25 protein-coding genes are annotated in these 25,958 nt (G+C 65.9%); 10 read left to right on the top strand and 15 right to left on the bottom strand.

The features are described 5' to 3' along the window. Nucleotides 1-36: 36 nt before the first annotated feature. Both W7U_RS21865 and W7U_RS21860 read right to left on the bottom strand, forming a co-directional pair. Nucleotides 37-780, bottom strand: coding sequence for an SDR family NAD(P)-dependent oxidoreductase (locus W7U_RS21865; protein ID WP_008262724.1), 744 nt, complete (start codon nucleotides 778-780; stop codon nucleotides 37-39). A 106-nt stretch (nucleotides 781-886) separates the two neighbouring features. Continuing rightward, nucleotides 887-1,573, bottom strand: a complete 687-nt coding sequence (locus W7U_RS21860; protein ID WP_008262722.1) for a nitroreductase family protein — start codon at nucleotides 1,571-1,573, stop codon at nucleotides 887-889. 128 nt (nucleotides 1,574-1,701) lie between these two features. On the opposite strand from W7U_RS21860, the gene W7U_RS21855 reads away from it, so the two are divergent. Beyond that, nucleotides 1,702-2,472, top strand: coding sequence for an SDR family NAD(P)-dependent oxidoreductase (locus tag W7U_RS21855; RefSeq protein WP_008262720.1), 771 nt, complete (start codon nucleotides 1,702-1,704; stop codon nucleotides 2,470-2,472). A gap of 18 nt (nucleotides 2,473-2,490) precedes the next feature. Continuing rightward, nucleotides 2,491-2,919 (top strand): VOC family protein, encoded by a 429-nt coding sequence (locus W7U_RS21850; protein ID WP_008262718.1) that lies wholly within the window; start codon nucleotides 2,491-2,493, stop codon nucleotides 2,917-2,919. Nucleotides 2,920-2,926: 7 nt separating this feature from the next. On the opposite strand, the gene W7U_RS21845 is transcribed toward W7U_RS21850, so the two are convergent. Then, nucleotides 2,927-3,784 (bottom strand): TIGR03619 family F420-dependent LLM class oxidoreductase, encoded by an 858-nt coding sequence (locus W7U_RS21845; RefSeq protein WP_008262716.1) that lies wholly within the window; start codon nucleotides 3,782-3,784, stop codon nucleotides 2,927-2,929. Between the two features lie 98 nt (nucleotides 3,785-3,882). Here W7U_RS21845 and W7U_RS21840 point away from each other — a divergent pair, with 98 nt between their 5' ends. Next, complete coding sequence (locus tag W7U_RS21840) at nucleotides 3,883-5,079, top strand: cytochrome P450 (RefSeq protein WP_008262713.1); 1,197 nt, start codon at nucleotides 3,883-3,885, stop codon at nucleotides 5,077-5,079. 11 nt (nucleotides 5,080-5,090) lie between these two features. Here W7U_RS21840 and W7U_RS21835 read toward each other — a convergent pair whose 3' ends face one another. Beyond that, a complete protein-coding gene (locus W7U_RS21835; RefSeq protein WP_008262712.1) occupies nucleotides 5,091-5,876 on the bottom strand; it encodes an SDR family NAD(P)-dependent oxidoreductase in 786 nt (261 codons plus the stop codon). After that, entirely contained in the window at nucleotides 5,870-6,427 is a 558-nt protein-coding gene (locus tag W7U_RS21830) for a nuclear transport factor 2 family protein (protein ID WP_008262711.1), read from the bottom strand. Before W7U_RS21830 ends, W7U_RS21835 begins: the two co-directional genes overlap by 7 nt. Nucleotides 6,428-6,718: 291 nt before the next feature. On the opposite strand from W7U_RS21830, the gene W7U_RS21825 reads away from it, so the two are divergent. Together W7U_RS21825 and W7U_RS21820 are read left to right on the top strand one after the other, a co-directional pair. Further along, nucleotides 6,719-7,633 (top strand): MBL fold metallo-hydrolase, encoded by a 915-nt coding sequence (locus W7U_RS21825; protein WP_008262710.1) that lies wholly within the window; start codon nucleotides 6,719-6,721, stop codon nucleotides 7,631-7,633. An 84-nt stretch (nucleotides 7,634-7,717) separates the two neighbouring features. Then, nucleotides 7,718-8,347 (top strand): hypothetical protein, encoded by a 630-nt coding sequence (locus W7U_RS21820; RefSeq protein WP_008262709.1) that lies wholly within the window; start codon nucleotides 7,718-7,720, stop codon nucleotides 8,345-8,347. 411 nt (nucleotides 8,348-8,758) lie between these two features. Here W7U_RS21820 and W7U_RS21815 read toward each other — a convergent pair whose 3' ends face one another. Next, nucleotides 8,759-8,962 (bottom strand): cold-shock protein, encoded by a 204-nt coding sequence (locus tag W7U_RS21815; protein ID WP_008262707.1) that lies wholly within the window; start codon nucleotides 8,960-8,962, stop codon nucleotides 8,759-8,761. 441 nt (nucleotides 8,963-9,403) lie between these two features. Here W7U_RS21815 and W7U_RS21810 point away from each other — a divergent pair, with 441 nt between their 5' ends. Genes W7U_RS21810 through W7U_RS21800 form a run of 3 tightly spaced genes read left to right on the top strand, consistent with a single transcriptional unit; the run spans nucleotide 9,404 to nucleotide 13,412 of the window. Then, a complete protein-coding gene (locus W7U_RS21810) occupies nucleotides 9,404-9,835 on the top strand; it encodes an MmpS family transport accessory protein (RefSeq protein WP_008262705.1) in 432 nt (143 codons plus the stop codon). Further along, nucleotides 9,832-12,717 (top strand): RND family transporter, encoded by a 2,886-nt coding sequence (locus W7U_RS21805; RefSeq protein WP_008262699.1) that lies wholly within the window; start codon nucleotides 9,832-9,834, stop codon nucleotides 12,715-12,717. The genes W7U_RS21810 and W7U_RS21805 overlap by 4 nt, the downstream gene beginning before the upstream one ends. 56 nt (nucleotides 12,718-12,773) lie before the next feature. After that, entirely contained in the window at nucleotides 12,774-13,412 is a 639-nt protein-coding gene (locus W7U_RS21800; protein WP_170320647.1) for a TetR/AcrR family transcriptional regulator, read from the top strand. Nucleotides 13,413-13,439: 27 nt separating this feature from the next. On the opposite strand, the gene W7U_RS21795 is transcribed toward W7U_RS21800, so the two are convergent. From W7U_RS21795 to W7U_RS21755, 9 genes are all read right to left on the bottom strand, one after another. Beyond that, nucleotides 13,440-16,526 (bottom strand): replicative DNA helicase, encoded by a 3,087-nt coding sequence (locus W7U_RS21795; RefSeq protein WP_008262695.1) that lies wholly within the window; start codon nucleotides 16,524-16,526, stop codon nucleotides 13,440-13,442. A gap of 529 nt (nucleotides 16,527-17,055) precedes the next feature. Beyond that, nucleotides 17,056-17,514 carry a 50S ribosomal protein L9 gene (rplI, locus tag W7U_RS21790; protein ID WP_008262694.1) on the bottom strand — a complete coding sequence of 153 codons (459 nt, stop codon included), beginning with the start codon at nucleotides 17,512-17,514 and terminating at the stop codon, nucleotides 17,056-17,058. 30 nt (nucleotides 17,515-17,544) lie between these two features. Then, nucleotides 17,545-17,799 carry a 30S ribosomal protein S18 gene (gene rpsR, locus W7U_RS21785; RefSeq protein WP_003874730.1) on the bottom strand — a complete coding sequence of 85 codons (255 nt, stop codon included), beginning with the start codon at nucleotides 17,797-17,799 and terminating at the stop codon, nucleotides 17,545-17,547. Nucleotides 17,800-17,835: 36 nt separating this feature from the next. Further along, nucleotides 17,836-18,354, bottom strand: a complete 519-nt coding sequence (locus W7U_RS21780; RefSeq protein WP_008262692.1) for a single-stranded DNA-binding protein — start codon at nucleotides 18,352-18,354, stop codon at nucleotides 17,836-17,838. Nucleotides 18,355-18,471: 117 nt separating this feature from the next. Further along, a complete protein-coding gene (rpsF, locus tag W7U_RS21775) occupies nucleotides 18,472-18,762 on the bottom strand; it encodes a 30S ribosomal protein S6 (protein ID WP_007771721.1) in 291 nt (96 codons plus the stop codon). Nucleotides 18,763-18,895: 133 nt separating this feature from the next. Then, nucleotides 18,896-19,537 carry a DJ-1/PfpI family protein gene (locus W7U_RS21770; RefSeq protein ID WP_008262689.1) on the bottom strand — a complete coding sequence of 214 codons (642 nt, stop codon included), beginning with the start codon at nucleotides 19,535-19,537 and terminating at the stop codon, nucleotides 18,896-18,898. Nucleotide 19,538: 1 nt separating this feature from the next. Continuing rightward, nucleotides 19,539-21,185, bottom strand: a complete 1,647-nt coding sequence (locus tag W7U_RS21765) for a glycosyltransferase family 87 protein (protein WP_008262687.1) — start codon at nucleotides 21,183-21,185, stop codon at nucleotides 19,539-19,541. Further along, entirely contained in the window at nucleotides 21,182-23,779 is a 2,598-nt protein-coding gene (locus tag W7U_RS21760) for a transglycosylase domain-containing protein (protein WP_136244689.1), read from the bottom strand. Before W7U_RS21760 ends, W7U_RS21765 begins: the two co-directional genes overlap by 4 nt. Then, nucleotides 23,776-24,210 (bottom strand): DUF5318 family protein, encoded by a 435-nt coding sequence (locus W7U_RS21755; RefSeq protein WP_036389608.1) that lies wholly within the window; start codon nucleotides 24,208-24,210, stop codon nucleotides 23,776-23,778. The genes W7U_RS21760 and W7U_RS21755 overlap by 4 nt, the downstream gene beginning before the upstream one ends. Before the next feature lie 120 nt (nucleotides 24,211-24,330). Between W7U_RS21755 and W7U_RS21750 the strand changes: the two genes are divergently transcribed. Together W7U_RS21750 and W7U_RS21745 are read left to right on the top strand one after the other, a co-directional pair. After that, nucleotides 24,331-25,209 carry a DUF1707 domain-containing protein gene (locus tag W7U_RS21750; protein WP_008262667.1) on the top strand — a complete coding sequence of 293 codons (879 nt, stop codon included), beginning with the start codon at nucleotides 24,331-24,333 and terminating at the stop codon, nucleotides 25,207-25,209. A 158-nt stretch (nucleotides 25,210-25,367) separates the two neighbouring features. After that, the gene (locus W7U_RS21745; RefSeq protein WP_008262664.1) at nucleotides 25,368-25,910 is read left to right on the top strand and encodes a PadR family transcriptional regulator; all 543 of its coding nucleotides are present in this window, start codon (nucleotides 25,368-25,370) and stop codon (nucleotides 25,908-25,910) included. The last annotated feature ends 48 nt before the right edge of the window (nucleotides 25,911-25,958 follow it).

Here is a 25,958-nt window from a genome sequence, read left to right as displayed (position 1 = left end):
GATGTTCCTTGTCTGTCAGAGATTTTGACGTCCGGCCTAGATGACCGCGCCGCCGTTGACCCCGATCACCTGACCGGTGATGTACCCCGCGCCATCGGTGCACAGGTAGGAGCACAGCCCGGCGACGTCCTCGGGCGAGCCAAGGTGGCCGGCGGGAATCGCCCGCGTGAGGTACTCGGTCGGAGGCAGCTTTTCCAGCCGCTGTTGTTCGCGCAGCATCGGGGTGTCGATCGCGAACGGCGGAATGGTGTTGGCGGTAATGCCTTTTCCGGCATAGTCCCGCGCGACGGTCTTCGTCAACGCGATCACCCCGCCCTTGGTGGCCGAGTAATGACCCTGACGCGGCGCGCCCTGCTGGCCGGCCGCCGAGGAGATGGTGACGATGCGCCCCCACCCGGCGGGCACCATGTCCGCAAGGCCGGCCTGCAGGCTCAGGAAGGTGCCGGTCAAATTCACCGCGAGGAACCGATTCCACTCCGCCAGGGTGATCTGGTCGAACCGCGTGAAGCCGCCGATGGCCGCGCTGGTCACCAGGATCTCGACAGGGCCGAACTGTGCTCGCACCGTGTCGAAAGCGGCGTGAACCGAAGCTTCCTTCGATACGTCGACACCGACCGCGACGGCTTTGCCTCCCGCCGCGTGGACTTCGGCGACGACCTTGGCGGCTGCCTCCTCGTTCAGGTCGAGGACAGCCACCCGGTGCCCGTCGGCGGCGAGCGTCGTGCAGATCGACTGACCCAGGCCCGATCCACCACCGGTCACCACCGCCACGCGGTTCATGTCAGACACGCTCCTCGCCAACCACAAATGCTATACGACTGTATAGCCGATGGTGGCGCCGCGCACAAGGCGGCAAGCGCGACCGCTGCGCCCCTGGATAGATCGGTCAGTCGGCAGGCCTCTTGGCGCGCTTGGGGCGTGCGCCTCCCCCGTACACGATGTCGGCACGCTCGGGGTCCCACCGATCCCGGAAGACCACGTCGCCGATGGGCCGTCGGCGCACCGGGCCATGGTGACCGCGTGGCCAGCCGACGACGATGTGCCCGGCCAGGAACCATTCGTCGGGCACGCCGATGGCCTCGCGCAGGATCCGTTCGCCGTCGTAGGAAGCCCAGCTCGTCAAGCATGCTCCCAAACCCTGTGCGCGGGCGGCCAAGTAGAAATTCTGCATCGCCGGGTAGATGGAGCCGCCCTGCAGGAATTCGGAGGCGAATTCGTTCTTGTAGGCGGTGAACAGCACCGAGGTGTACTCCCCGGCGCGGTCGTGCAACTCGTAGGTGGCGCGGTTGTTGCGGGCGGCGCGGCCGTGATCGTCGGCCGATGGTCGGGTCATCCCGTAAATCTTTTCGATCGTGCGCAACGCTGACTGCGCGGCGTCGGCGACGGCGGCACGCTGTTGCGGCGCGGACAGGACGACGAACCGCCACAATTGCGCGTTGGCGCCGTTGGGGGCCCATGTGGCGGCCTCTAGGCAGCGGTTCAGCGTCTCGTCGTCGACGGGGTCGTCGGTGAACCTGCGCATCGATCGCGCGGTCGAGAGCACTTCCCAGACGTCATCGGTGGAATCCGGCATGCCCCAGGTGTACTCGACCCGAACGGGCGTGTCGAGGGGGGTCGGTCGCGAATCGCATGGCCGGTTTTCGCTGATGCTGTACAGTCGTATTGCGTTTGTTCCGGGTGGCAACGATGGGAAGTGGTGTTGTGGACGACAGGTTCTCGATGCAAGGACGGGTTGCCGTCATCACCGGCGGTGGCACTGGGATCGGCCGGGCATCGGCACTGGTGCTCGCCGAACACGGCGCCGACGTCGTGCTCGCCGGACGGCGAGAGGAGCCGCTGAAGGCGACGGCCGGCGAGATCGAGGCACTGGGACGGCGGGCGCTGGCCGTGTCGACCGACGTGACCGATGCCGCGGCGTGCCAGTCCCTTGTCGATACCACGTTGGCCGAATTCGGCCGTCTGGACGTGCTTTTGAACAATGCCGGTGGCGGTGAGACCAAATCCCTGATGAAGTGGACCGACGACGAGTGGCACCAGGTGCTGGACCTGAACCTGTCCAGCGCGTGGTATCTGTCGCGCGCGGCCGCCAAGCCGATGATCGCCGCGGGCAAGGGCGCCATCGTCAACATCTCGTCCGGCGCCAGCCTGTTGGCAATGCCCCAGGCGCCGGTGTATGCCGCCGCGAAGGCCGGGCTGAACAACCTCACCGGCTCGATGGCCGCGGACTGGACCCGCAAGGGCGTGCGGGTCAACTGCATCGCCTGCGGCGCCATCCGCACGCCTGGCCTGGAAGCCGACGCCGAACGTCAGGGCTTCGACATCAACATGATCGGACAGACCAACGCCTCAGGGCGCATCGCGGAGCCGGATGAGATTGGTTACGGCGTACTGTTTTTCGCCTCCGATGCGTCGAGCTACTGCTCGGGCCAGACGCTGTACATGCACGGCGGGCCGGGCCCCGCCGGCGTCTGAGACACACGGGAGATGCCCATGAATGTCAGTCACCTGGGACTGCGAGTCCGCGATCTGCCGAAGGTGCAGCGGTTCTACGAGGCGCTCGGATTTCGGGAGATGAACCGCCTGACCGTGCCGGACAAGCTCGCCGGCGCCCTGCTGGGATTAGAGCCGCCGATCGGATTCGAGGCCGTCTATCTGGACAACGACGGCTTCGTGCTGCAACTGCTCACGTTCTCCGGGCATCCGGCACCGGAGGAGCCGGAACGGACGATGGTCGGAGCGGGGCTGACGCATCTGTCCATTGCGGTCGATGATTTCCCGGCGGCGCAGGCGGCGGTGAAGGCGGCCGGTGGCAGCGTGATCGCCGATCCGGGCGGCGGTTTCGCATGCATGGTGCGCGACCCCGAAGGACAGCTGCTCGAGCTGGTCCACTCCAGCGTCCGGCCGGTGCCGAAGAACTGAGTCCCGCTCAGGTACGGAGCTCCTCGGCCATTTCGGCGTACCGGTCAAGGAACGACAACGTCGTCGACGGGTCGAGCGCATCGCGGCGGCCACCGCCCAGGACCGCTCGGGTGAAACCCAGGTCCCGGTAGCTCGCCAGCCGCTTGAGCGAGGGGTCGCCCCAGGCCATGATCGTCAGATCGAGGTCGCCCGCGTCGCGGGCGAGGTCGTGGGCCGTGCGACGGAACTCGGCCAGCGCGGTCGGCAGATCGCGAAAGGCCGCGTCACCGGGCAGCCAGCCGTCGGCCCACGGCAGGCAGCTGCGGATGGCCTTGGCGCCGGTCGCGGCGGCCAACAGCGGCGGATGGGGTCGCTGCATCGGCTTTGGGTTCGACCAGACGGGTTCGAAATCGATGAAATCCCCGTGGTATTCGGCCTCGTCGTCGCTCCACAGCTTCCGAAGCGCGCCTACGGTCTCGCCGAGCAACCGGTAGCGGTCGGTCCACGCAATGGCGGGCCGAGCGACCTCGAGTTCGGCGCGAAACCCCACCCCCACACCCAACATCAACCGCCCGGCGCTGACCTGGTCGAGCGTCGCGACCTCCTTGGCCAGGGTGAACAACTCGCGTTCCAACGGAAGGACGACCGCGGTGCCCAAGCGCAGCGTCGACGTGGTCGCGGCCGCGGTGGCCAGCGACAGGAACGGATCCAAGACGCGCCTTTGGGCCTCCAGCAACGCGGGATGGAACCCGCCGGCAGCGGAAACCGGGATCTGCGGGTGCTCCCCGACCCACAGCGATTCGAACCCACGCGATTCGAGCGCCGGACCCAGCGCGGCGGCGGCGACGTCCCCCGGCGTGTTCAGCGAGACGTATCCCAGCTCCATCGAATCTCCTTCGGGCCAACTCGCACGGCGCGCCGCCGTCTGCTATACGATCGTATAGCAGACGGATAGCATAGGTCCCGCCATGGCGAGGGAGTGGAATGCACGCGCTGACTGAGGGTCAGATCTCCTACGATCCGTACAACGTCGAAATCGACGCCGACCCGTACCCCACCTACCGACGGCTTCGTGACGAGTCGCCGCTCTACTACAACGAACGGTTCGACTTCTGGGCACTGAGTCGCTTCACCGACGTCGACGACGCCCTGCGCGATATCGACAACCTCAGCTCCGCCAAGGGTGACATCCTCGAAGTGGTCAAAGCGGAACCGGTGATGCCGGCCGGCGTCTTCATCAACGAGGATCCGCCACTGCACACCATGCACCGGTTATTGGTGTCGCGCGCATTCACACCCCGGAAGATGAAGGCGATCGAGGACCAGGTGCGGGCATTCTGCGCGGCGTGCCTGGACCCGCTGTCGTCCGGGGACCGTCTCGACTTCACTGTCGATCTGGGTGCCCAGATGCCGATGCGGGTGATCGGGATGCTGGTCGGCATGCCCGACTCCCTGCAGCGCAGCGTCCGCAAGGTGGCCGGGCAGCGGCTGCGTAACAAGCCCGGAGAGCCGCTACCGGTGAGCAAGGACAATTACTTCAACGGCAACATGTTCCGCGACTATGTGCAGTGGCGCGAGCAGAACCCATCCGACGATCTGGTCACCGAACTGTTGGCGGCCGAGTTCCGGGACGTCAACGACGAGGTGCGCCGGTTGTCGACCGAAGAACTGCTGGTTCTCCTCGGCGTCATCGCCAACGCCGGCACCGAGACGGTCGGCCGGCTGTTCGGCTGGCTCGGCAAGCTGCTCGGTGAGTATCCCGACCAACGCCGTCAACTCGTCGAGAATCCCGACCTGATTGCGAGCGCCGTTGAGGAGGTGCTGCGGTTCGAGCCGCCCGTCCACAACATTGCCCGTTACGTCGCAAAAGACGTTGAATACCATGGTCATACCGTTCCGGCCGGGAGCTCCCTGCTGCTGATGACCGGCGCCGCCAACCGCGACGAGCGGCGCATCGAGAACCCCGACCGCTTCGACATCCAGCGCAGCGTCAATCACCTGGCGTTCGGGCGAGGTACACATTTCTGCCTCGGCGCCTCGCTGGCCCGGCTGGAAGGCCGGGTCGCCCTCGAGGAGATTCTGAAACGCTGGCCGGACTGGACCGTCGACATGGACAGCGCGGTGCGCGCGCCCACCGCGACCGTCCGGGGCTGGGACAGCATGCCGACAATACTCGGCTGACCGAGGCCCCGTCAGCGGGTGTTGACCGGGACGTTCAGCAGACTGTCGGGCCCGGGGACATCGGCGAATTGCATTGCCCAGGCGGGTTTCCCGTGCTGCACGATCCACGTCGAGCCGGTGGCATCGAGGGGCGCCGTCACTGCGCCGAGGACCGCATCGGCGATCGCCTGCGGCTCCATCACCGGCACCCCTGCTCCCTCGACCAGTCGGCGGCGGCTTCCGAGCACACCGGTTTCGGTGATTCCCGGGCAGATGGTATGCACCGCAATGCCTTCCGGCGACAGGTTGGGAGCGATGGCCCGCATGAAACCGACGACGGCGTGCTTGCCCAACGAGTAGACCGGGTCGGGATGCCAGGGCAGGATGCCGGCCAGCGACGCGGCCGCCACGATCGCGCGTCCACCGGTGGCGGGACAGGCCCGCATCGTGCGGACGGCGGCCCTGGCGCCGAAGACAACGCCGTCGAGGTTCACTCCGAGGGAGCGGCGGTAGTCGGCGTCCTCCAGGGCGGCGATGTCCCCGGACCAGCGAACGCTGATGCCCGCGTTAAGGAACGCCAGTTCCAGGCTGCCGAGCTCATCGACGCAGGACGCAAACGCGGCATCGACCTCCTGGGGGTTCGAGACGTCGCAACCCACGCCGAGGCCACCGATTTCGTCGGCGACCGCACCTGCGGAGGCTTCGTCGATGTCGACCACACACACCCGCATGCCGTGGCGGGCCAACAGCTGCGCCGTGGCGCGACCGATGCCCGAGCCACCGCCGGTCACCAGCGCCACGCGCCCGTCGATCACCACCGGTCGGCGGGGACGTCTTCGATCGTCAGCGGACGGGCGTAGGAGGGATCGGTCCGGTCCCACTTGCCCTTGATGAAGCCCTTGACGGCGCCGGATGCCATCACCGAGGAATCGCCGCTCATCATCCACTCGAGGGTGCAGCGGCGCAGCGCGATCTTCCAGACCCCGTCGCGGCGCTCGAGGCGATCGAGGTAACGGCCGCCCATCAGCGACACGACCTTGCCGCCCTTGGCCCGCATCGCCCCGATGACATAGCTCTCCGCATGGGCTTCGTCGCCGCTGATCTCGCAGGTGTGGGTGGTGATGTTGTGCAGGTGGTCCTCGAAGACCATGCTGTGCGCGTTGTTGGCCCAATCCCCGTATTCGGGGCCGAGTTTCACGGTCGGGCCGTGTTCGTCCACGCCGTCCTCGAAATAGACGCTGCCCATCAGTTCCGTGTCGTGGCGGTCATGCCCACGGGACTGGTTCATCACGCAGTCGAGGATGGCGGTGCGATCCTCGAGGTACTGCACCCGCTGCCGCAGTTGCTTGAGCTCGTCGCCGTTGGTCATGACGGTCCTTCCGCTGAAGTAGTGGCTGCGCTGTACATCTGTATAGCACACCGCGCCGTCGACCTCACCAAGCCGGGCGTGTTCGTTCAGGACGGCTGGCCTCGTTGTGATCAACCTGCGAGGGCGCGTGTTCGACTACGCACGCCGGGACACGGACTACGCACTTTCAAGGGCGCGAAGGACTGCCTGGACACGCGAATCTCATGCCGTGCGACCCGGACCGGCATGAATTTTCCACCATTCCTCGCCGGCCCGTTCGGGTCCGCCATTTCAACTATCGAGGAGACGAGAATGAGCCTGGCGCACGCCTCACACGCCCGGATGGCCCCGGCCGACGAGCTGGTGCCGTCGCGCTACGCGGTGCGGGTCGGCGAGATTGACGTGCTGGTGATCAGCGATGGGGTGCTACCGATAACCACCTCGACGTTGGCCACCAACGCCGACCCCGCCGAGCTGGCAGGCTGGCTGGGCGATAACTTCCTGCCGCCTGAGGTGGTCGACTGGCCGCTGAACGTGGTCGTGGTGCGTAGTGGTGACCGGACCATCCTGGTCGACGCCGGGCTGGGCCTGGAGTTCCCGGACTTCCCGCGGGCGGGGCAAACGGCGAAGCGACTGGAGGCCGCCGGGGTCGATCTGGAATCCGTGACCGACGTGGTGCTCACCCACCTGCACATGGATCACGTGGGCGGGCTGCTCACCGAAGGGCTGAAGGACCGGCTGCGTCCGGACCTGCGGATCCACGTGGCGGCCGCAGAAGCCGATTTCTGGGAGGCGCCCGACTTCTCCCACACCACCATGCCGGAGCCGATACCGGACGTGCTTCGCTCGGTCGCCTCGCGATTCCTGGACGAGTACCGCGACCGGCTCCGGACGTTCGAGACGGACTACGAGGTGGCGGCGGGCGTGTTCGTCACCCGCACCGGCGGTCACACCCCCGGGCACAGTGTGGTCCGCCTGGCTTCGGGCGGCGACCGGCTGACATTCGCCGGTGACGCCGTGTTCCAGGTCGGATTCGAAAACCCCGAGTGGCACAACGGATTCGAGCACGACCCCGAGGAGGCGGCCCGCGTTCGGGTGCGTCTCCTGCGGGAGTTGGCCTCGACAGGCGAGTCGCTGGTGGCCACCCACTTGCCGTTCCCGTCAGTGTGCCGGGTCGCGGTCGCCGGCAACGTCTTTCGGTGCGTACCGACCGTCTGGGATTACTGACCGCTCCCGGGTGGTCGCGCCATCGTCGCTGCCGGACTAGGCTATCGCGGTAGCGTCGGCCGACACACGAAGGAGGCGGTCGCATTGACCGACATCATCAACGACGCTTTCTCCCGCCGCGTGTTCATGCGGGGCGCCGCGTTATCGGTGCCGGTCGTGGGCGCCGCGCTCGTCGTACCCGCCGCGTTGGCCGAGCCTTCGGAGTGCAGCGATCCATCCGGCATGGTCGGCAACTGCGCGGTGCAGCTACCCCAGGAATTCACCTCGACGAGTTTCAGCACAACGGCCATCGCCGGAGGTACGAACTACTCGATTCTGTTCAGCACCAAGATCCCGAGAGGCCCGCTCGTACCTTCGGGCGCCACCGGTTACCGCATCCGCAGCGGCAGTGTGTCGGGCACGAAGCAGGACGGAACCCCGTTCCGCCTGACACCAGGGATCGGCGAGGTGGGACCACGGGTCCTCGGAGCACGCTCGGCGTCATCCCTCGGCTTCGCGCTGGATGTGCCGTGGAATGCCGACCAGCTCGTGCGTTCGTTCCTGTACGCCTACGAAGTCGAGTTCTTGACCGGGCTGACGGGAATTCAGACCTGCCCGTACACGACCACCATGACGCTCGCGGACAACGGTATGACCCTCGGCGGTGTCGGCTCGGTGACGTTTTCCCAGCCGAGGCTTACCGATTGCGGCGAGGCACCACCGCCTCCAGAGTGAACCAGTCGCACAGCTTCCGTCGCTATCCCGCTGCTCGGGTTTCGGAATCAGGGATGGTCCTACCCTCGACGAACTTCCACCGCTCAACCAGTGCGTCGCCGAAAACATCGTTCTGCCAATAGAATTTGATGGACATTAGTACTTCGAGTGTGATACGACCCGGCTGTTCGCGATTGAGGCCAGGATTGGGGCCGGCACCTATGGGGTGCAATTGGTCGGCGCGCCAGGAGAGTTCGAGGATCCCGTCCGGTGATTGAGGTCGACGAAGCTGCCGACCGAAGCCCACCGCGGCATGGGTCGCAAATACGTCGCGCAGCTTCTCGACCGAGCCGCGGGGCCGCCGGCCCCGGCCGTAAACGATCTGTGGGCCGACAAGAGTAATCCCTTGCCGGCCCACAGATTACGTAAAGATCAGACCGCGGTCACTCCGGTGGCCTGGGGGCCCTTGGCGCCCTGTCCTACCTCGAACTGAACCCGCTGATTCTCCTCCAGCGTGCGGTAGCCACCGCCCTGGATCTCGGAGTAGTGGACGAAGACGTCCGCACTGCCGTCATCGGGGGCGATGAAGCCGAAGCCCTTTTCGCCGTTGAACCATTTCACGGTTCCTTGCGTCATATTTCTTGTACTTCTTTCGTTTACTTTCGCGAATGCAGAACGCATTCGCCGTTCAGCCTACCCCACAATGGGGGTCCCTAAATCCGTCTTCGACGCTGGAGCCGCGCCGGGGGCACCCGCCGGACGAGATTTCCGCGGCGATCATCACCGTAGGTTGCCAAACGGCGTGGCGGTGGGCGACTCCCTTACGCGCCACTCGACGCGATGCCAATCGACCGGCTCCGACGTGGAGGCCATGCGATCACGGCTCCGTTGCACACACAGCTCGCCACCCCGTCAAGGCCCCCCGGGTCGGTTGGCGTGGTTGACGCGACGGTGTTAGCGTAGCCACCGTCGCTGACTCGGAACCCGAGTTTCGCATCGGTTGGCAGCCATCTTCTCGCGTCAACCGGGCTGTCCGGCGTCTGACTGAACGCAACGAAAGCTGGGGGAACGCACGCGGTGTTTCGAGTGTTGAGACGGTTCTGGATCCCGCTGCTACTGGTGGTGGTCGTGGCACTAGGCGCATACGCGATCACCCGCATCCGGGAGTCCACCGGGCATCACGGCCCGAATCTTGCGGAGGGATCCGGAATTACCGCGAACTTCAATCCGAAGCACATCAGGTACGAGGTCACCGGCGCGGGCGGGACCGCGAATCTCAACTACCTCGACGAGAACGGGCAACCCCATCTCATCGAAAATGCCCCGCTGCCCTGGTCTTTCACGATCGTGACGACGCTGCCGTCGATGTCGGCCAACATCTTGGCCCAGGGCGATCGGGGCACCCACGATCTTCGGTGTCAGGTGACCGTCGACGGTCAGGTGCGTGACAGCAGGGCGAGCACCGACGCCATCAAACCGTTCATCTACTGCTTGGTGAAATCCGTATGAGCAACATGCACACGCAGCCGCACCGCCCGTTCATAGGTCGGATGGTGCGGATCTTCTCGTTACCGATCATCGTGTTCTGGGTGCTCGTCGCGGTGGGCCTGGGCATCTTGACCCCGTCGCTCGATGCCGTCGCGGCGACGCGTTCAGTGCCGATCAGCCCCACCAATTCGGATTCGTATCGGGCGATGCTGCACATCGGCAAGGTGTTTCAGCAGTACGATTCCGACTCCACAGCGATGGTCGTGCTGGAGGGCAAGGACAAGCTCGGCGATGCCGCGCACAAGTTCTACGACAAGATCGTCGCCAAGCTGGAAGCCGATCACGAGCACGTGCAGAACGTCCAGGACTTCTGGAGTGATCCGCTCACCGCGGCGGGCTCTCAGAGCGTGGACGGCAAATCCGCCTACGTGCAGATCTTCCTCAATGGCCCCCAGGGCACGACACCCAGCCACGAGTCGGTGGCAGCGGTGCGTGACATCGTTGCGTCGGTACCAGCGCCGCCGGGTATCAAGGCCCATGTCGCTGGCAATACCGTGCTGAACGCCGACACCAGCGTGGCCGGGCATCAAAGCATGGCGATCATGGAGCTGGTGTCGGTCGGCGTCATCATCGTGATGCTGCTCATCGTCTACCGCTCTGTCGTGACGATGCTGGTGTCTATGGTCATCATCGGGCTGGAACTATTTGCCGCACAGGGCATTACGGCCACAGCGGGCAACCTGAACATCATCGGCTTGACCCCGTACGCGGTGAGCATGGTGACCATGCTGGCCTTGGCCGCCGGGACGGACTACGTGATCTTCCTACTCGGGCGATATCACGAGGAGAGATCGAAAGGCCTCGATTCCGAAGAGGCGTTCTATGTCGCCTATAGCGGTGTCTCGCACGTCATCCTGGGTTCCGGGCTGACCATCGTCGGTGCCTGCTTGTGCCTCACCATGACCACGCTGCCCTACTTCCAGACCATGGGTCTGCCCTGCGCGATCGCGGTTGGGGTGATCATCGCCGCAGCCCTGACGCTGGCGCCTGCGATCCTGACGGTGGCCTCGAAGTTCGGTTTGCTCGACCCCAAGCACAACGTGGTTTCCTCGCCGGGTTGGCGTAAGGTCGGTACCTCCGTGGTGCGCTGGCCCATTCCGATCGTCTTGGTGACCTGCGTGATCGCCGTCGTGGGTTTCGTCGCCTTGATGACGTATGTGCCGCAGTACAACGACCAGAAGTTCACCCCCGCCGATATGCCCGCCAACCAGGCCATGGGCGTCGCGGACCGGCATTTCTCCCAGGCCCGCATGAACCCCGAGCTGTTGATGCTCGAGGCCGATCACGATCTGCGTACCCCCGCCGACATGCTCGTGATCGAAAAGGTCGCCAAGAATGTCTTTCGCATGCGGGGCATCGATCGGGTGCAGACCATCACCCGCCCGCTGGGCGCACCGATCGAGCACAGCTCGATCCCCTTCCTGCTCGGTGCGCAAAACGCCGGCACTCTGCAGGCCGCGAAGTTCAACAACGACAACTCGGCGCAGATGCTCGAACAGGCCGACGAGATGAGCCGGACCATCGCCAACATGCAACGCATGTACACCATCACCAAGGAGATGACCGAAACCACGCACAGCATGGTTGGCAGGACCCACGAGATGGTGGACACCACCAACGAATTGCGGCAAAGCCTCGCCGATTTCGAGGATTTCTTCAGACCCATTCGCAGCTACTTCTACTGGGAAAAGCACTGCTACGACATCCCGATCTGCTTTTCACTGCGGTCAGGCTTCGACACCCTGGACGGAATCGACGCCCTCGCCGACCAAATACAAGGCCTCACTACCGATTTGGATCGGTTGGATCATTTGCTGCCGCAGATGTTGCCGGTGCTGCAGAACACCATCACCTCGATGACGAAAATGCGCGACTTCATGATCGCGACCCATAGCACCCAGGCCGGCACCCAGGCCCAGCAGCAGGAACTGGCCAAAGGCGCGACGGAGATAGGCCTGTACTTCGACCAGGCCAAGAATGACGACTTGTTCTACCTGCCACCAGACGTGTTCGACAATCCCGACTTCAAACGTGGCATGAAGATGTTCATGTCGCCCGATGGCAAGGCAGTCCGGATGATCATCACCCACCAGGGCGACCCGGCCTCGGTGGAGGGTATCGAACACGTGCGGGGCCTCAAAGGTGTTGTCGCAGACGCCCTCAAGGGCACCCCGCTGAGCAATGCCAAGGTCTCACTGGCCGGCACGGCATCGCTGTATGCCGACATGCAGGACGGCGTCGTCACCGACCTCATGATTGCGATCATCGCAGCGATGATCCTGATTTTCGCGATCATGCTGTTGATCACGCGCAGTGTGGTGGCCGCCCTCGTGATCGTCTGCACCGTCGCCGCATCCTTGGGTACCGCGTGTGGTTTGTCGGTGCTGCTCTGGCAGGACATCCTGGGGCTGGGCGTGCAGTGGATCGTGATCCCGTTGTCGATGGTGATCCTGCTGGCAGTGGGTTCGGACTACAATCTCCTGGTGGTCTCGCGCTTCAGGGAAGAGATACACGCCGGGCTCAACACGGGCATCATCCGTGGCATCGGGGCGACCGGACGCGTCGTCACGGCGGCCGGCCTGGTGTTCGCCTTCACGATGATGGCGATGATCGTCAGCGATCTGCGCGTGGTCGGTCAGCTCGGCATGACCATCGGCATCGGCCTGGTGGTCGATACGTTGATCGTGCGGGCGTTTATGACCCCCTCTATCGCCGCCGCGCTGGGCCGCTGGTTCTGGTGGCCGCTCAACACCTTTGAGATCACCAGGCATCGCCGTGGCGGACCCGAACCAACTCCGGTCGACGACGACAACACCGCGCCCCTTGCGACAGCGAGGGCGTGAGAGCCGTGACCGAGTCTGGCAAGCTGGCGGCGGGGTTGGTCGCCGCCGCGGAATGCTTGTCAGACACACAATCAAAACTGCGCCAACGCACCCAAGGCCGGCTCGATCGATCCCGCGATCCCGCGATCCTCGACGCCGCGCTGGCCGCATTGGCCGAAAACGGTTACAACGACACCAATATGAACGACATCGCCGCGCGAGCGGGTGTTGGTAAAGCGGCGATATACCGCCGCTGGGCGTCGAAGGCCGCGTTGATGACCGATGCGCTTGTGTATTGGCGGCCCGACCTCATCGACGACGATGCCCCGGACACCGGCAGCCTTGCCGGTGACTTCGACGCGGTGGTTGAACGTGTGGCGCGCGCCGATGATGACCTGATCTCCAGCGATCTGGTGCTGCGAGTGGCGATGGAGGCGATGCACGATCAGCAGCTCGCATCGGCCCTCGACGAGTTGATGCTGCTGAAGGGCAGGCGCGTGGTGACGGCCATCCTCCGACAGGCCGCGGCTCGCGGCGAGGTCGCACCCGACGGGGACTGGACCCTTATCGCCGACACCTTGACGGGGATGGGGCTGATGCGGGTCATCAGCGGTCAAACCGTCGACGCGAAGTTCGTCCGGAAAGTCATCGACACGCTCATCCTGCCTGCTGTCTGCGCGGCGAACACCAAAGATGGTGGCGGGAGCGCAAAGTAGCGCCTGTTCGACAGACGACGTCGGACGTCACCGCGCCATGTTGGCGAAGCGCGAGAGATGCAACTGGTGGGCGACGGTCACCGTCTTGGTCGGGCCGTTGCGGTGTTTGGCGAGAATGAAATCCGCCTCTCCCCCGCGCGGGTCGTCGCGCTCGAACGCGTCCGGCCGGTTCAGCAGGATCACCATGTCCGCATCCTGCTCCAACGAGTTATGCACGCTGATGCTGTTGGCGACGAAATTATGTGTGCCGCTGACGGTCCCGTCGTAGACGTCTTGTTCTCCAAGACTCGTAATCTCTACAAGTGTGTCCCAATACACGTCGCTTGTTGCCAACGCATGAATTTCACGGTCGTCGATTAATGCCGCAGCACGATGCAGCCTGGACCGGCTCGGCGAGTGCTTCCACATCGTCGATCCGCAGAACTGGATTGCCATCGCCGAGGCGAACTGGCGATGGGTTATCTCCCTGTCAGCCAGAACATTCCGCACGCGCTTCCAGACCTCTCGGGGCACAGTGTCCAGGTTTGGATTCCGCACCAAGCCGTCCAGGTGAGCCAGGACCTGCTGCGCGGCCACCGCTTTCGCACCGTGCACTCCGACATGCCGAAGGAACTTGGCTTGATTCTGCGCCCCGTAGATGTGCAGGTGCCATGAGTCCCGGTAACCAACCTTTTGTGCACGCTTGATCCGCGCGAATACACCCACCCGCAACAGCAATTGCGCTACATCGTCAATGAGCCGTCGGCTGGTTGACGCATAGAAGATCCGCCCTTGACCAACCTTGGCGTCCCACCTGACCGAGCCATCGGTCGCCCACAGGTGACGCAGGAACAACGCCACCTGGTCGTTGGGTGCACGGAAAACAGCTTCCGGCACATGCTTCTCGTGACTGCGCTTTCCGAACAGGCCTAATCCGTCGAGCCACGCCGCGATGGGGTTGCGCCTACCACGCGCTAAGCGATCCGGCGCCGGCAACCGCAACGTTGTGACTCGCGCCGCGGGATACTCGTCTCGAACCGCCTTCACACCAAAATGCGCGGCCGAGCAGGTCACCGCGACCAGGTTCGCCTCGTCGACGGACGCATACCGGATAGGTTGCCTTTTCACACATGAACCATCGCCGATCATGTGCGCGAGCAAAATTACTTCCGCGTCATCCATTCGCTGGGTATCGATGGGCTCCGGAACCCGCCGGGGCGCGGCGATACGATCACCAATCTGCAATCGCTCCAATGGAGTCCAGCCATCAAGTTTCATGAAGGGGTGGTTCCCCGTGGCCTCCACTTCACGTCCGGAGGCCAGCCGCAGCCGAAATACCTCTTTCCGGCCGCTTGGGAACACGTTGATCATCGGGCGGGCAACCATGCGCAGCCGCTCGTCCAGAGACCACACCATGGGGCGCTCGCCGGTCCGCATGAGCTCACCGAATGTGACCTCGACACCGGTGTCGGCGCGCAAGACTCGCGTCGAGGCGGTCAGACACCCCGACTCACGGAGATCGGACAGCATCGGCTTCTTGTCGGTGCGCTGCTCGGGACCACGGTTGAGCTGGCTGATGGCGACGACGGGAACCTCGAGCTCCTTGGCCAAGAGCTTGAGGTGGCGCGAGAATTCGGACACCTCGAGCTGTCGCGACTCGACCTTCTTTCCCGACGACATCAGCTGCAGATAGTCGACCACGACCAGGCGCAGGTCAGCTTTCTGCCGCAGCCGGCGCGCTTTGGCGCGGATCTCCATCATGGTCAGGTTCGGCGAGTCGTCGATATACAGTGGGGCCTCACTGATTTCGCTCATCCGCCGCGCCAGACGCGTCCAGTCCTCGTCGCTCATCCGGCCCGAACGCATATCCGCGAGCTTGATTTTCGCCTCCGCCGACAGCAATCGCATGACGATCTCGGACTTGCTCATCTCCAGGGAGAAGATGACGCTGGCCATCCGGTGCTTGATCGAACACGACCGCAAAAAGTCCAGCCCTAGCGTCGAATTGTGCGTCGGCACCATCCCGCGACCCGCCAGGTACAGGTGCGCGGGATTGTCCACCTCGACGCAGCGGACCGGCACGCTGGCCACTCGGCGTGCCGACTCGATCTGTACTACCGGAACGAGCAGCCCGGTGGCGGACCGCTGTTCGGCGTACCCACCGGCGGACCCCGCTACGACGATTCTGTCCGCACCGGAGCGCAATTGTGCCGACGTGCGAATGCCACCAGAGGTCGGCCACTGATGCGCGGCGTCGGCGACGATCACCGTCCCGTCGGAGAATTCCACCTCGTAGCACGGCCGTCCCAGCATCACCTCGGTGGCGGCCACCACCCGCGTCGGCGTCCCGTCGGCGCCAAGCAGCTCATCACCGACCGCGACATCACCCATCGTCGTCCACCCGGTCGGCGTGGGCAGCGGCGTACCCAATGCCAGGGCCTTCCCCACGCCAGGCCTCGCCGCCACGATGATCATCTGCCCGGCGTGCAGACCGTTGGTCACCTCGTCGAGTTCGGTGAAACCCGTCGGCACGCCGCGCGCCACACCGCCGTTCGACGCGATCGCGTCGATCTCGTCCATCGTCGGCTGCAGCAGATCCTCGAGCGGAACGAAATCCTCCGTCGTCCGCCGGTCGGCCACCTCGTAAATCTCGGCCTGCGCGCGGTCGACCACCTCGGCCACATCGGCACCCTCGGCGCCCGCGTAGCCGTACTGCACCACGCGGGTGCCGGCCTCGACCAGGCGCCGCAGTAGCGCCTTCTCGGCGACGATGGTCGCGTAGTAGCCCGCGTTCGCGGCGGTGGGCACCGTCGAGATCAGTGTGTGCAGATACGGCGCGCCGCCGATCCGGCGCAGCAGGTTGCGGCGGTCCAATTCCGCGGCGACCGTGACGGCGTCGGCCGGCTCACCGCGCCCGTACAGGTCCAGGATCGCGTCGTAGACGTTCTGGTGCGCGGGGCGGTAGAAGTCCCCGGGCCGCAGCCGCTCGAGCACGTCGGCGATGGCGTCCTTGCTCAGCAGCATGCCGCCGAGCACGGCCTGTTCGGCCGCGAGGTCCTGCGGTGGCTGACGTCCGAAGTCCTCGCTGGGCGACGACGCATCCATGCCCGACGTCAGATCATCGACGACCGCCATGGATCCCCTTCTCCCGTGCTCCACTCATCCGAACATACATTCGATAGCCGACATTGAGGGTAGGTCGAGGTCCTGACACCTCCGCCTCAGAGCGCCTCACGCTCGGCGCCGGGACGACGTTAGACGTTGCTGGCTACTAGGTAAAAGGGGTGCTGTTCATGAAGCTGTGCATCGTGTGTGCATATACATCGACACCTGTGTTGAGCGGGGTGTGGAGAACCTGTGGATTAAAGCAAAGGGCCAGGACATCGGTGCAGATACCGGCCATACAACGCCATGAAAACCATGTGGACAAGAATCTCTACGGCGTGTCGGGCCCGGTTACCGTCCCGGGCGTGTTGGCTTTCCGCCACATTTTCCCAGCGTTACGGGCCGGTAACGCGGGCCGTTCGGCTGGACCCCAGAAATAGTTCGCTAGGGAGCACGTCCGCGACCGCCCGGGGCAAACGGCGGCCGCAAGCACGCAGTGCAACGAAGCCCGGCGGCGGCCGATCAGGGCCACCGCCGGGAATGAGCAAATGTCGGGCGCTTAGCTCTGCGCGACCACTTCGAGCGCGACCTCGACGTCGACCTCGGGGTGCAGGTGCACCGCCACCGGGTGCGTACCGAGGGCTTTGATGTGCGACTTCGGCAGCCGGACGATCCGTTTGTCCAGGTTGGGACCGCCGGCCTTCTTGATCGCGGCGACGACGTCGCCGGCGGTCACCGAGCCGAACAGCTTCCCGGAATCGGCCGCGGTCTTCACCGGCAGCGAGACCGGTCCCAGCGCCTCGATCGCCGTCTTGAGTTCGTTGGCGTGGCCGAGGTCGCGCACCGCCTTGGTTTCGCGGGCCCGGCGGATGTCGTCGGCCTGCTTCTGCGCGCCCCGCGAGGCCACGATCGCCAGTCCGCGCGGGAGCAGGTAGTTGCGGCCGTAGCCATCCTTGACCTCGACAGTGTCGCCGACGGTACCGAGGTGGTCGACGTCAGCCGTCAGAATCAGCTTCATCGTTTGTAACTTTCAGTTGGCCTTCGGCGCCTACCGCGCCGAGGAGGTGAAGGGCAGCAGCGCCACTTCGCGGGCATTCTTCACCGCGATGGCGATGTCGCGTTGGTGCTGCACACAGTTGCCGGTGACGCGACGCGCACGGATCTTGCCGCGCTCACTGATGTAGGTGCGCAGCAGCGCGGTGTCCTTGTAGTCGATCGCTTGATCCTTCTTGGCGCAGAAGACACACTTCCGCGCCTTGACCGGCTTTTCCGGAGCCGGGCGCCGCTTGTTGGACTTGGCCATGTCTGTCTTTCTTTCCCTTTTCTACTGCTGAAGTTCTTAGAAGGGCGGTTCGTCGTCGCCGCCGCCGAACGAGCCCGATGCCGGCGCGCTGCCCCACGGGTCGTCGGCCGGTGCGCTGGTCGCGGGCGCCGCCTGCTGGCGGGATCCGCCGCCGCCACCACCGCCGAAGCCGCCGCCGCCACCGCCACTGCGCGAGGCCTTGTTGACCTTGGCCGTGGCATAGCGCAGCGAGGGGCCGATCTCGTCGACCTCGACCTCGACGACGGTGCGCTTCTCACCTTCGCGGGTCTCGAACGAACGCTGCTTGAGCCGGCCCGTGACGATCACACGGGAGCCGCGGGTGAGGCTTTCGGCGACGTTCTCTGCGGCTTCCCGCCAGATGTTGCATCGCAGGAACAGCGCCTCGCCGTCCTTCCACTCCCCGCTCTGGCGGTCATAGATCCGAGGCGTCGACGCCACCGTGAAATTCGCGACGGCGGCACCCGACGGAGTGAACCGCAGTTCAGGGTCTGCGGTCAGGTTTCCGACGACGGTGATAGTGGTGTCACCAGCCACAGTTTCCTCCTCGTTCCACGCTGTTGCTCGCCGCTCCGGTAGTGGATGTCATGAGCGTGTCCTCGCTGAGCCTACGCAGGTGCACCCCGCCGTGGGTCCACGGCGCGGCCACGATTGTTAGTGCTTGTCGGTGCGCATCACCTTGGTGCGCAATACCGACTCGTTGAGGCTGAGCTGGCGGTCGAGCTCGGACACCGTCGCGGGCTCGGCTTTCAGGTCGACGACAACGTAGATGCCTTCGGCGTGCTTGGCGATCTCGTAGGCCAGCCGGCGCCGGCCCCAGATGTCGACCTTGTCGACGGATCCGCCATCCTTGCGGACGACGTTCAGGAACGTCTCCAAGGACGGGGCAACGGTGCGCTCGTCGAGCGTGGGGTCAAGAATGACCATGATTTCGTATGGACGCATGGAAACCTCACCACCTCCTCTGGTCTCAAGCGGCCACGGTCGATCCGTGGCAGGAGGGTCGCCTGCGTCGGCAACCGCCCCAGGCTACCGGATACCGGGCTGACCAGAAAATCCGCGCGACGGGACAACCCCGCTACCGCCGGGCGGCCATGTATTCCTTGACCCTGGCCAGCGTCGCCGGATCGGCCTTGGCGAGCGCACCGGAATCGAAGGGCGGCTGCGGGTCGTATTCGATGAGCAGCTGGGCGGCCTGCGCCCCCTGGCGGTCGACGAGCAACTCCACCAGCCGCAACGCCATGTCGATGCCGCTGGACACCCCGGCCGCGGTGATGATCCGCTGCGGCAGGTGCTCGACGACCCGCTCGGGCACGTAGCGCGCGCCCAAATTGTTGAGCAGGTCGGCGGCGCCCCAGTGGGTGGTGGCGGTCAACCCCTCGAGCAGTCCGGCCGCAGCCAACAGCAATGAGCCGGTGCAGACCGAGGTGGTGAACCTGGTGTTCGGATGCACCGCCCGCAGCCAGTCCCGGATGGCCTCGTCGTGGATCAGTTGGCGGGTACCGATGCCGCCGGGAAACACCACCACCTCCGGGGCGCTCACCTCATCGAAAGTGGCGTCGCAGGTGACGCCGAGCATTCCGTTGTCGGTCCGCACCTCACCGCGGCGGTGCCCGACGAATGCGACCTCGATCGACGGAATGCGTTGCAGCACCTCGTAGGGCCCCACCGCGTCCAGAGCGGTGAAGCGCGGAAAGATCGGGATGGCGACCTGGGTCATGTCATGGCGCCAGTGCCGGTTGTTCGTCGGCGTCCTCGGGCACGGGGGCGCTCGCGCGGCGTGAGCCCACCGGCCGCAGCCAGTCCGGAAGCCAGCCCGGCGGGGCGTCGGGTGCGCGGTCGAACGGCCCGCCCGCCGGGTCGTCCACCCGTCCGCCCCAGCGCACCAAATCCTCGTCGGGCCGGTAGATCTGGCGGATCACCAGCGCGCACAACGCGATGACGGCGACGTCACGCAACAGCACCGTGGTGGTGAAGAACTGCTCGGGCAGCGAACGATTGGGATTGCCGTACAGGTAATACATCCGCGGCACCCACACCAGCGCGTCGATGGTCATCCACGCCAAGAGCACCCGGCGATGCGGCAGAGCCAGCACCGCCAGGGGCACCAGCCACAGCGAGAACTGCGGACTCCACACCTTGTTGGTCAGCAGGAAAGCCGCCACCACCAAGAACACGACCTGCGCCACGCGCGGTCGCCGCGGAGCGGTCAGGATGATGAATGCGATTGCCGCACAACACGTCACGAACAGCACAGCGACGACCGTGTTCAACACCGTCGGCGGTTGCCAGAAACCCAGCTTGGGATCGAAACCCCGCCAGCCGGTGAACGACTTCACGACGTTGTACAACGAGTCCATGTCGTCGCCGCGTCGCGTATTGAGCCGGAAGAACTCCGACCATCCGCGCGGAAAGAACACCAGCACGGGCAGGTTCACCAGCAGCCAGGTCACCACGGCCGCCGCCGCGGTGCGGCCCCACGCCCGCAGCCGCCCGGTCCGGATTCCCAGCAGCAGCATGGGACCCAAGAACAGCAACGGGTACAGCTTTGCCGCCGCCCCCAACCCGATCAGCACACCGGCCAGCATCGGCCTGCGCCGCGCCCAGGCCAGCAATCCGGCCATCGCGAAACCCGTTGCCAGCGCGTCGAAGTTCGTGAAGATCTGAAAGATCAGCACCGGCGACGCCGCCACCAGGGCCGCATCCCAGACCCGCCGCCCGGCCAGGCCCGCGGACGCCCAGACGGTGGCCAGCCAGGCCAGCGCGAGTCCGAACGCCGAGACGTTGAAGAACATCACGACCTCGGCGACCACCGGAAGCGGGGCCAGCTTGCTCAGCGCCGTGTAGGTCTTGGCCAGCGCCATCGACACGTACTGGTACATCCCCGTCAGCACGGGATACTCCATGTACCGCACCGCGGGCCTGCCGTCGTAGCGGATCTGCTGGGCGCCGGTGGAGTCGGTCTCGATCCAGCTCGACTTGTACGGAAATTTGCCCTGGCTCAACAGCTCCGCGCCGTAGAGCGGCACCGTGTCGGAATAGCACAGCTCGTAGTAGGCGCGCTGGTTGTCCCAATTGGCCACGCGCTGATCGCCGGTGCCGGTGCCGGTGCTTTGCAGGCAGGCCGCCTTGGTCGACCAGCCGAGCGCCAAGAAGACCAGCCCGATCAGGAACATCACCCGCAGCGGCGTCATCAACCGAGCGCGGCCGATCAGCGCGTGGCGGCCGACGGGACCCCCGACGACATCGGCGAGCGCGGCGCCCAGAAAGTCGGTGCGGCTCGGGCAGTCTCGGTTGTCGGCGCTGCGCAGGTCCGCGGCCAACGGCCGCGGTGAAATGGTGGCGCCGTGTTCCGCGTCCCCGGTCACGGCGGCGGGGGCGGCGCTTGGGGCCCACCCGGCGGGACACCGCCGCCCGGCTCCGGAGCACCCGGCGGGCCGCCGCCGGGCGGCGGTGGCGCGAGCGTGATCGTCGTGGGCGGTCCGACCGGGATGGTGATGCCCGGCGCCACTTCGATGGTCGGCTGAATGACGGTTTCGGCCGGCGGCTTCGGCGGGGGCGGCGGCGCCGGCACGCCCGCGTAGCCGCCGATCTCGGTCGGCTTGGGGAAGGATTCATTGGACGTGCCCTTGAGCGCGCCGTCCATGGTGGCCTTCCAGATATCGGATGGCAGCCCCGAGCCGTAAACCGGTGCGCCCGAAGCCGTTACGAGCGGTTCGTCACCTTTGGCGGTGCCCAGCCACACGGCCGTCGACAGCGACGGCGTGTAGCCGACCATCCAGGCGTCCTTGTCCGAGTTGGTGTCACCCAGCTGCGTGGTGCCGGTCTTGGCCGCCGATGGCCTGCCGCCGGCCAGCGCGTGGCCGCGCGAGTAGCTGGCGATCGGTGCCATGGCGGCGGTGACGTTGTCGGCGACGGCCTTGGGGATGCGCTGCTCGCCGTTGTCCTCGGACTTGCTCGCATCGAACAGCACCTGGCCGTCGGAATTGACCACCTTCTGCACGAAATGCGGCCGATGATAGACGCCGGAGGCGGCTAGCGTGGCATACGCCGAGGCCATGTCGATCACCCGGGTTTGATACTGGCCCAGCACGATTCCGTTGTTCGGTGGTCCGCCCTTGCCGTCCTCGGACAGGGTGTGGGGGACGCCGGGGAAGCTGGTCGCGACGCCGGCCCGGTGCGCGGCGTCGGCCACGGCCTGCGGTCCGCCCTTGAGCTTGAGCATCAGCCGGTAATACGAGGTGTTCAACGATTGCTTGAGCGCCTGGGCGATGTTGCACGTCCCGCAGCTTTCGCCCTCGACGTTCGTGATCTTGATGCCGTCGACGGTCAACGGCGAACTGTCCACCTGATAACCCAGGCCGATCCCCTGCTCGAGCGCGGCGATCAGGCAGAACACCTTGAACGAGGACCCAGTCTGCAATCCGGCCTGAGCGAAGTCGAAGCCGTTGGCGTCGCTGCCGCCGTAGTAGGCGCGGATCGAGCCGTCGTGCGGATCGACCGACACCACCGCCGTGCGCATGTCGGGGTCTTGGCCGTCGAGGTATTTCGACACGGCCTTCTCGGCGGCCTGCTGGGCCTTGGGGTCGATGGTGGTGGTGACCTGAAGCCCCTGGGTGTTCAGCGTCCGTTCGTCGATGTTGAACAGATCCATCAGTTCTCGGGTCACCTGGCGCTCGATGAGCCCGTTGGGCCCGGTCGTCTGGTTCTGTGCGCGCGCCTGATCGGGCGGCACGGTCTGCGGGAACACCTGCGCGGCACGGTCGTTCGACGACAGCGCCTTGGTCTCCACCATGCCGTCGAGCACCCAGTTCCACCGCGCCAGGGCGCCCTTGGGGTCGACGGCCGGGTCCAGGGTGGAGGGCCGCCGAATGAGGGCCGCCAGCAGTGCCCCCTCCGATACGGTGAGCTGCTCGACCGGCTTGTCGAAGTAGGCCTTCGATGCCGCGGAGATGCCGTACGCGCCGCGCCCGAAGTAGATGATGTTCAGATAGGACTGCAGCACTTCGTCTTTCGACCACTCCCCCGACATCTTGGTGGCGATGACCAACTCCTTGGCCTTGCGCATCAGGCCGCTGATGCCGTGCTGCGCCGACCCGACGAGGGCGTTCTTCACGTATTGCTGGGTGATCGTCGATCCACCCTGCAGGTCCCCGCTGCCGAAGAGGTTGTTGTTCACCGCCCGTGCGAAGCCGCTGAAGTCGAAGCCGGGGTTGGAATAAAAGTTGCGGTCTTCGGCGGCGATCACCGCCTGGCGGACGTGCACGGGCACTTGGTTGAGGTTGACGTCGACCCGATTACCTTCCGGCGGAATGATTTTGGCGATCTCCGAGCCGTCGCTGGCCAGGATGGTCGACACCTGGTTGGTGCGAAGGTCCCCCGGCTTGGGAATGTCGACGATGAAGTACGCCATCGCGAAGGTGACGATCGGTAACAGCACCAGCACGGCCGCACACAGGTAGGCGGCGCGGCGCACCCACAGCCAGTTGATCTGCTGGGTCCAGGCCCAGTCGCGCCACGGCCCGGCCGCCCGCCTGCCCGGCCCGTCGGATCCGCCGGGCCGCCCAGGCCGCGGCGGCGGAGGAGGTCCGCCGGGTGGGCGACCTCCGGAGCCGGCGCGCTGCTGCCGGCCCGACGCCGGCCCGCGGCTGTCCAAGGCGGCCTTGACCTCGTCGATCGCGTCACGGCGCAAGGGCGCCGACGGCGGGCCGGCCAAGGCGGCTTTGACTTCGTCGATCGGGTCGGAGCGCCGCGGCGCCCGGTCGTCTCTGACCGCCGGCAGGATCGTGGTCAGGCGATCGTCGGGCGGCCCCTGCCGGCGGCGGTTGGACGGTCGCGGCGCATTGCGCTGTCCGGGATCCTGCGGACGGTCGTCGTTGTCGCGGTTGCCCACCCGCTCGGCCCCTGGCCCACGTTCGTCACCGGACGACTGGCTGTGCCGTCCTTCGTCATTCGAGCTCATTCAGTGGCCGTGCGGGCGCCGTTGCGCGCCGCCCGCGAGCGCCCGCTGCCCCTGGGAGGAGATGCCGGGCGCGCCGCGCCGAGCACGTATGACTTGACGAGGTGGTTCCAGCTGCACGTGCGGCACACCTCCACCACGTGGACCGCGAACTCCTCGAAGCGGGTGGCCAGCATCACCAACTCCTCGGCGGTCCGCGCCGAGCCCGAGACCGGGCCCAGGTGTTCGCCGAACACCCACGAGACCAGGGTCAGCTGCTCCTTGCGGCAGATCGGGCACATGACCTGGCTCGGTTTCCCGTGAAACTTGGCGGCGCGCAGCAGATACGGGTTCGCGTCACACACCTCGGACACGCCCGTCCGGCCCGAATACACCTGGGCCAGCAGTGAGCGCCGCCGAAGCGCGTAATCCACCACTTGTCGCTGCAGTCGCACGCCCACCAGAGTACGACGCCATCCCGACCAGTGATACGCAACCAAAACTGTGGCGGGCCTGCCGCGGTGCTCGGTGTCGATTTCTGCGCCCAACCCGAGCCGGACTTCTACGATCATCCCGTGGCGAAATGGCTCGGGACACCGCTGGCCGGCGGGTTGACGGCGTCCACCCGCGCCAGGGACAGCGACCGTCAGGACACCTGCACGATCCTCGACAACGCGCTGAGCGACGGCGAGGTCTCCGCCGAGGAGCATCGGGAAAGGGTCAGCGCGGCCACCAAGGCGGTGACGCTGGGCGACCTGCAGGCTCTGGTGCGCGATCTGCAATCCAACACCGGGCGGGAACTGCCCGCCCTCGACTCGCGGCCCCGGCGATCGCGGCTGGGCGGGTGGGCCACACCGGCCGCCGCCTTCGTCGTCTCGGTCCTGCTGGGCATGGGCATCGGATGGGGCCTCTACGGCAACACCCGCTCGCCGCTGGACTTCACCACGGACCCGGGAGCGAAGCCCGACGGCGTCGCCGCCGTGGTCCTGACGCCGCCGACGCAACTGCACTCGGTCGGCGGGCTCACGGGATTGCTCGAGCAGATGCGCAAACGGTTCGGCGACACCATGGGCTACCGGCTGGTGATCTACCCGACGTATGCGGCGTTGGACCGCCCGGACCCCTCCGACGACCGGCGGATCCTCGCCTACACCTACCGGGGCGGATGGGGCGATCCGACCAGCTCGGCCAAGAGTTCCTCGGACGGTCCGGCGCCGGTCGACCTGAGCAAATTCGACGTCAACGCGGCGGTGGGCATCATGCGCGGCGCCCCGCAGACCCTGCGCATGAAGCCGTCCGACGTGAAATCGACGTACCTGATCGTCGAGCCGGCAAAAGACCCGACCACACCCGGGGCGCTGACGCTGTCGCTCTATGTCTCCAGTGACTACGGCGGCGGCTACATCGCATTCGGCGGTGACGGCACCGTCAAACAGATGAGTTTGCCCACGTAACGCCTGTCCCCCGGCGTAACTCGACCCCCTCGTGGGCTGTGACGAATTGCAAACCAACACCGAGTGGTGTTGTGGCTAATATATCGGGACGATACGATTGCGCGAGGCGTCGGACCGTCGTAACTAGCCATGCAAACCGTCTTGTGAGGGGGTGAATCGTGCTGGAGCTTGCCATCCTGGGTCTCCTCATCGAGTCGCCCATGCACGGCTACGAGTTGCGCAAACGGCTGACCGGTTTACTCGGCGCGTTCCGGGCGTTTTCGTACGGTTCGCTCTACCCGGCCCTGCGTCGCATGCAGGGCGAAGGGTTGATCGCCGAGGACGCCGCGCCGGCCGGGACGCCTGTCCGGCGGGCCCGGCGCGTTTACCAGTTGACCGACGAGGGCCGTCGGCGTTTCGGTGAGCTGGTGGCCGACACCGGTCCGCACAACTACACCGACGACGGCTTCGGGGTACACCTGGCCTTCTTCAACCGGACTCCGGCAGAGGCGCGGATGCGCATTCTGGAAGGCCGCCGCCGTCAGGTCGAGGAACGGCGGGAGGGCCTGCGTGAAGCCGTGGCGCGGGCCAGTAGCTCGTTCGACCGCTACACCCGCCAGCTTCATCAATTGGGGCTCGAGTCCAGTGAGCGCGAAGTCAAGTGGCTCAACGAGCTCATTGCTGCGGAGCGGGCTATGCCCGGCCTCTCCGAGCAAACATAATCCCCCGCACGAACCCAGCATCCCAGTCAGAGGTCAGAGGTTAGGAGA

The organism is Mycobacterium sp. H4Y (assembly GCF_000364405.1).
Lineage (GTDB): Bacteria > Actinomycetota > Actinomycetes > Mycobacteriales > Mycobacteriaceae > Mycobacterium > Mycobacterium intracellulare.
The sequence above is the reverse complement of the archived record's forward strand: the minus strand, read 5'-3'. Positions and strand labels throughout refer to the sequence as shown.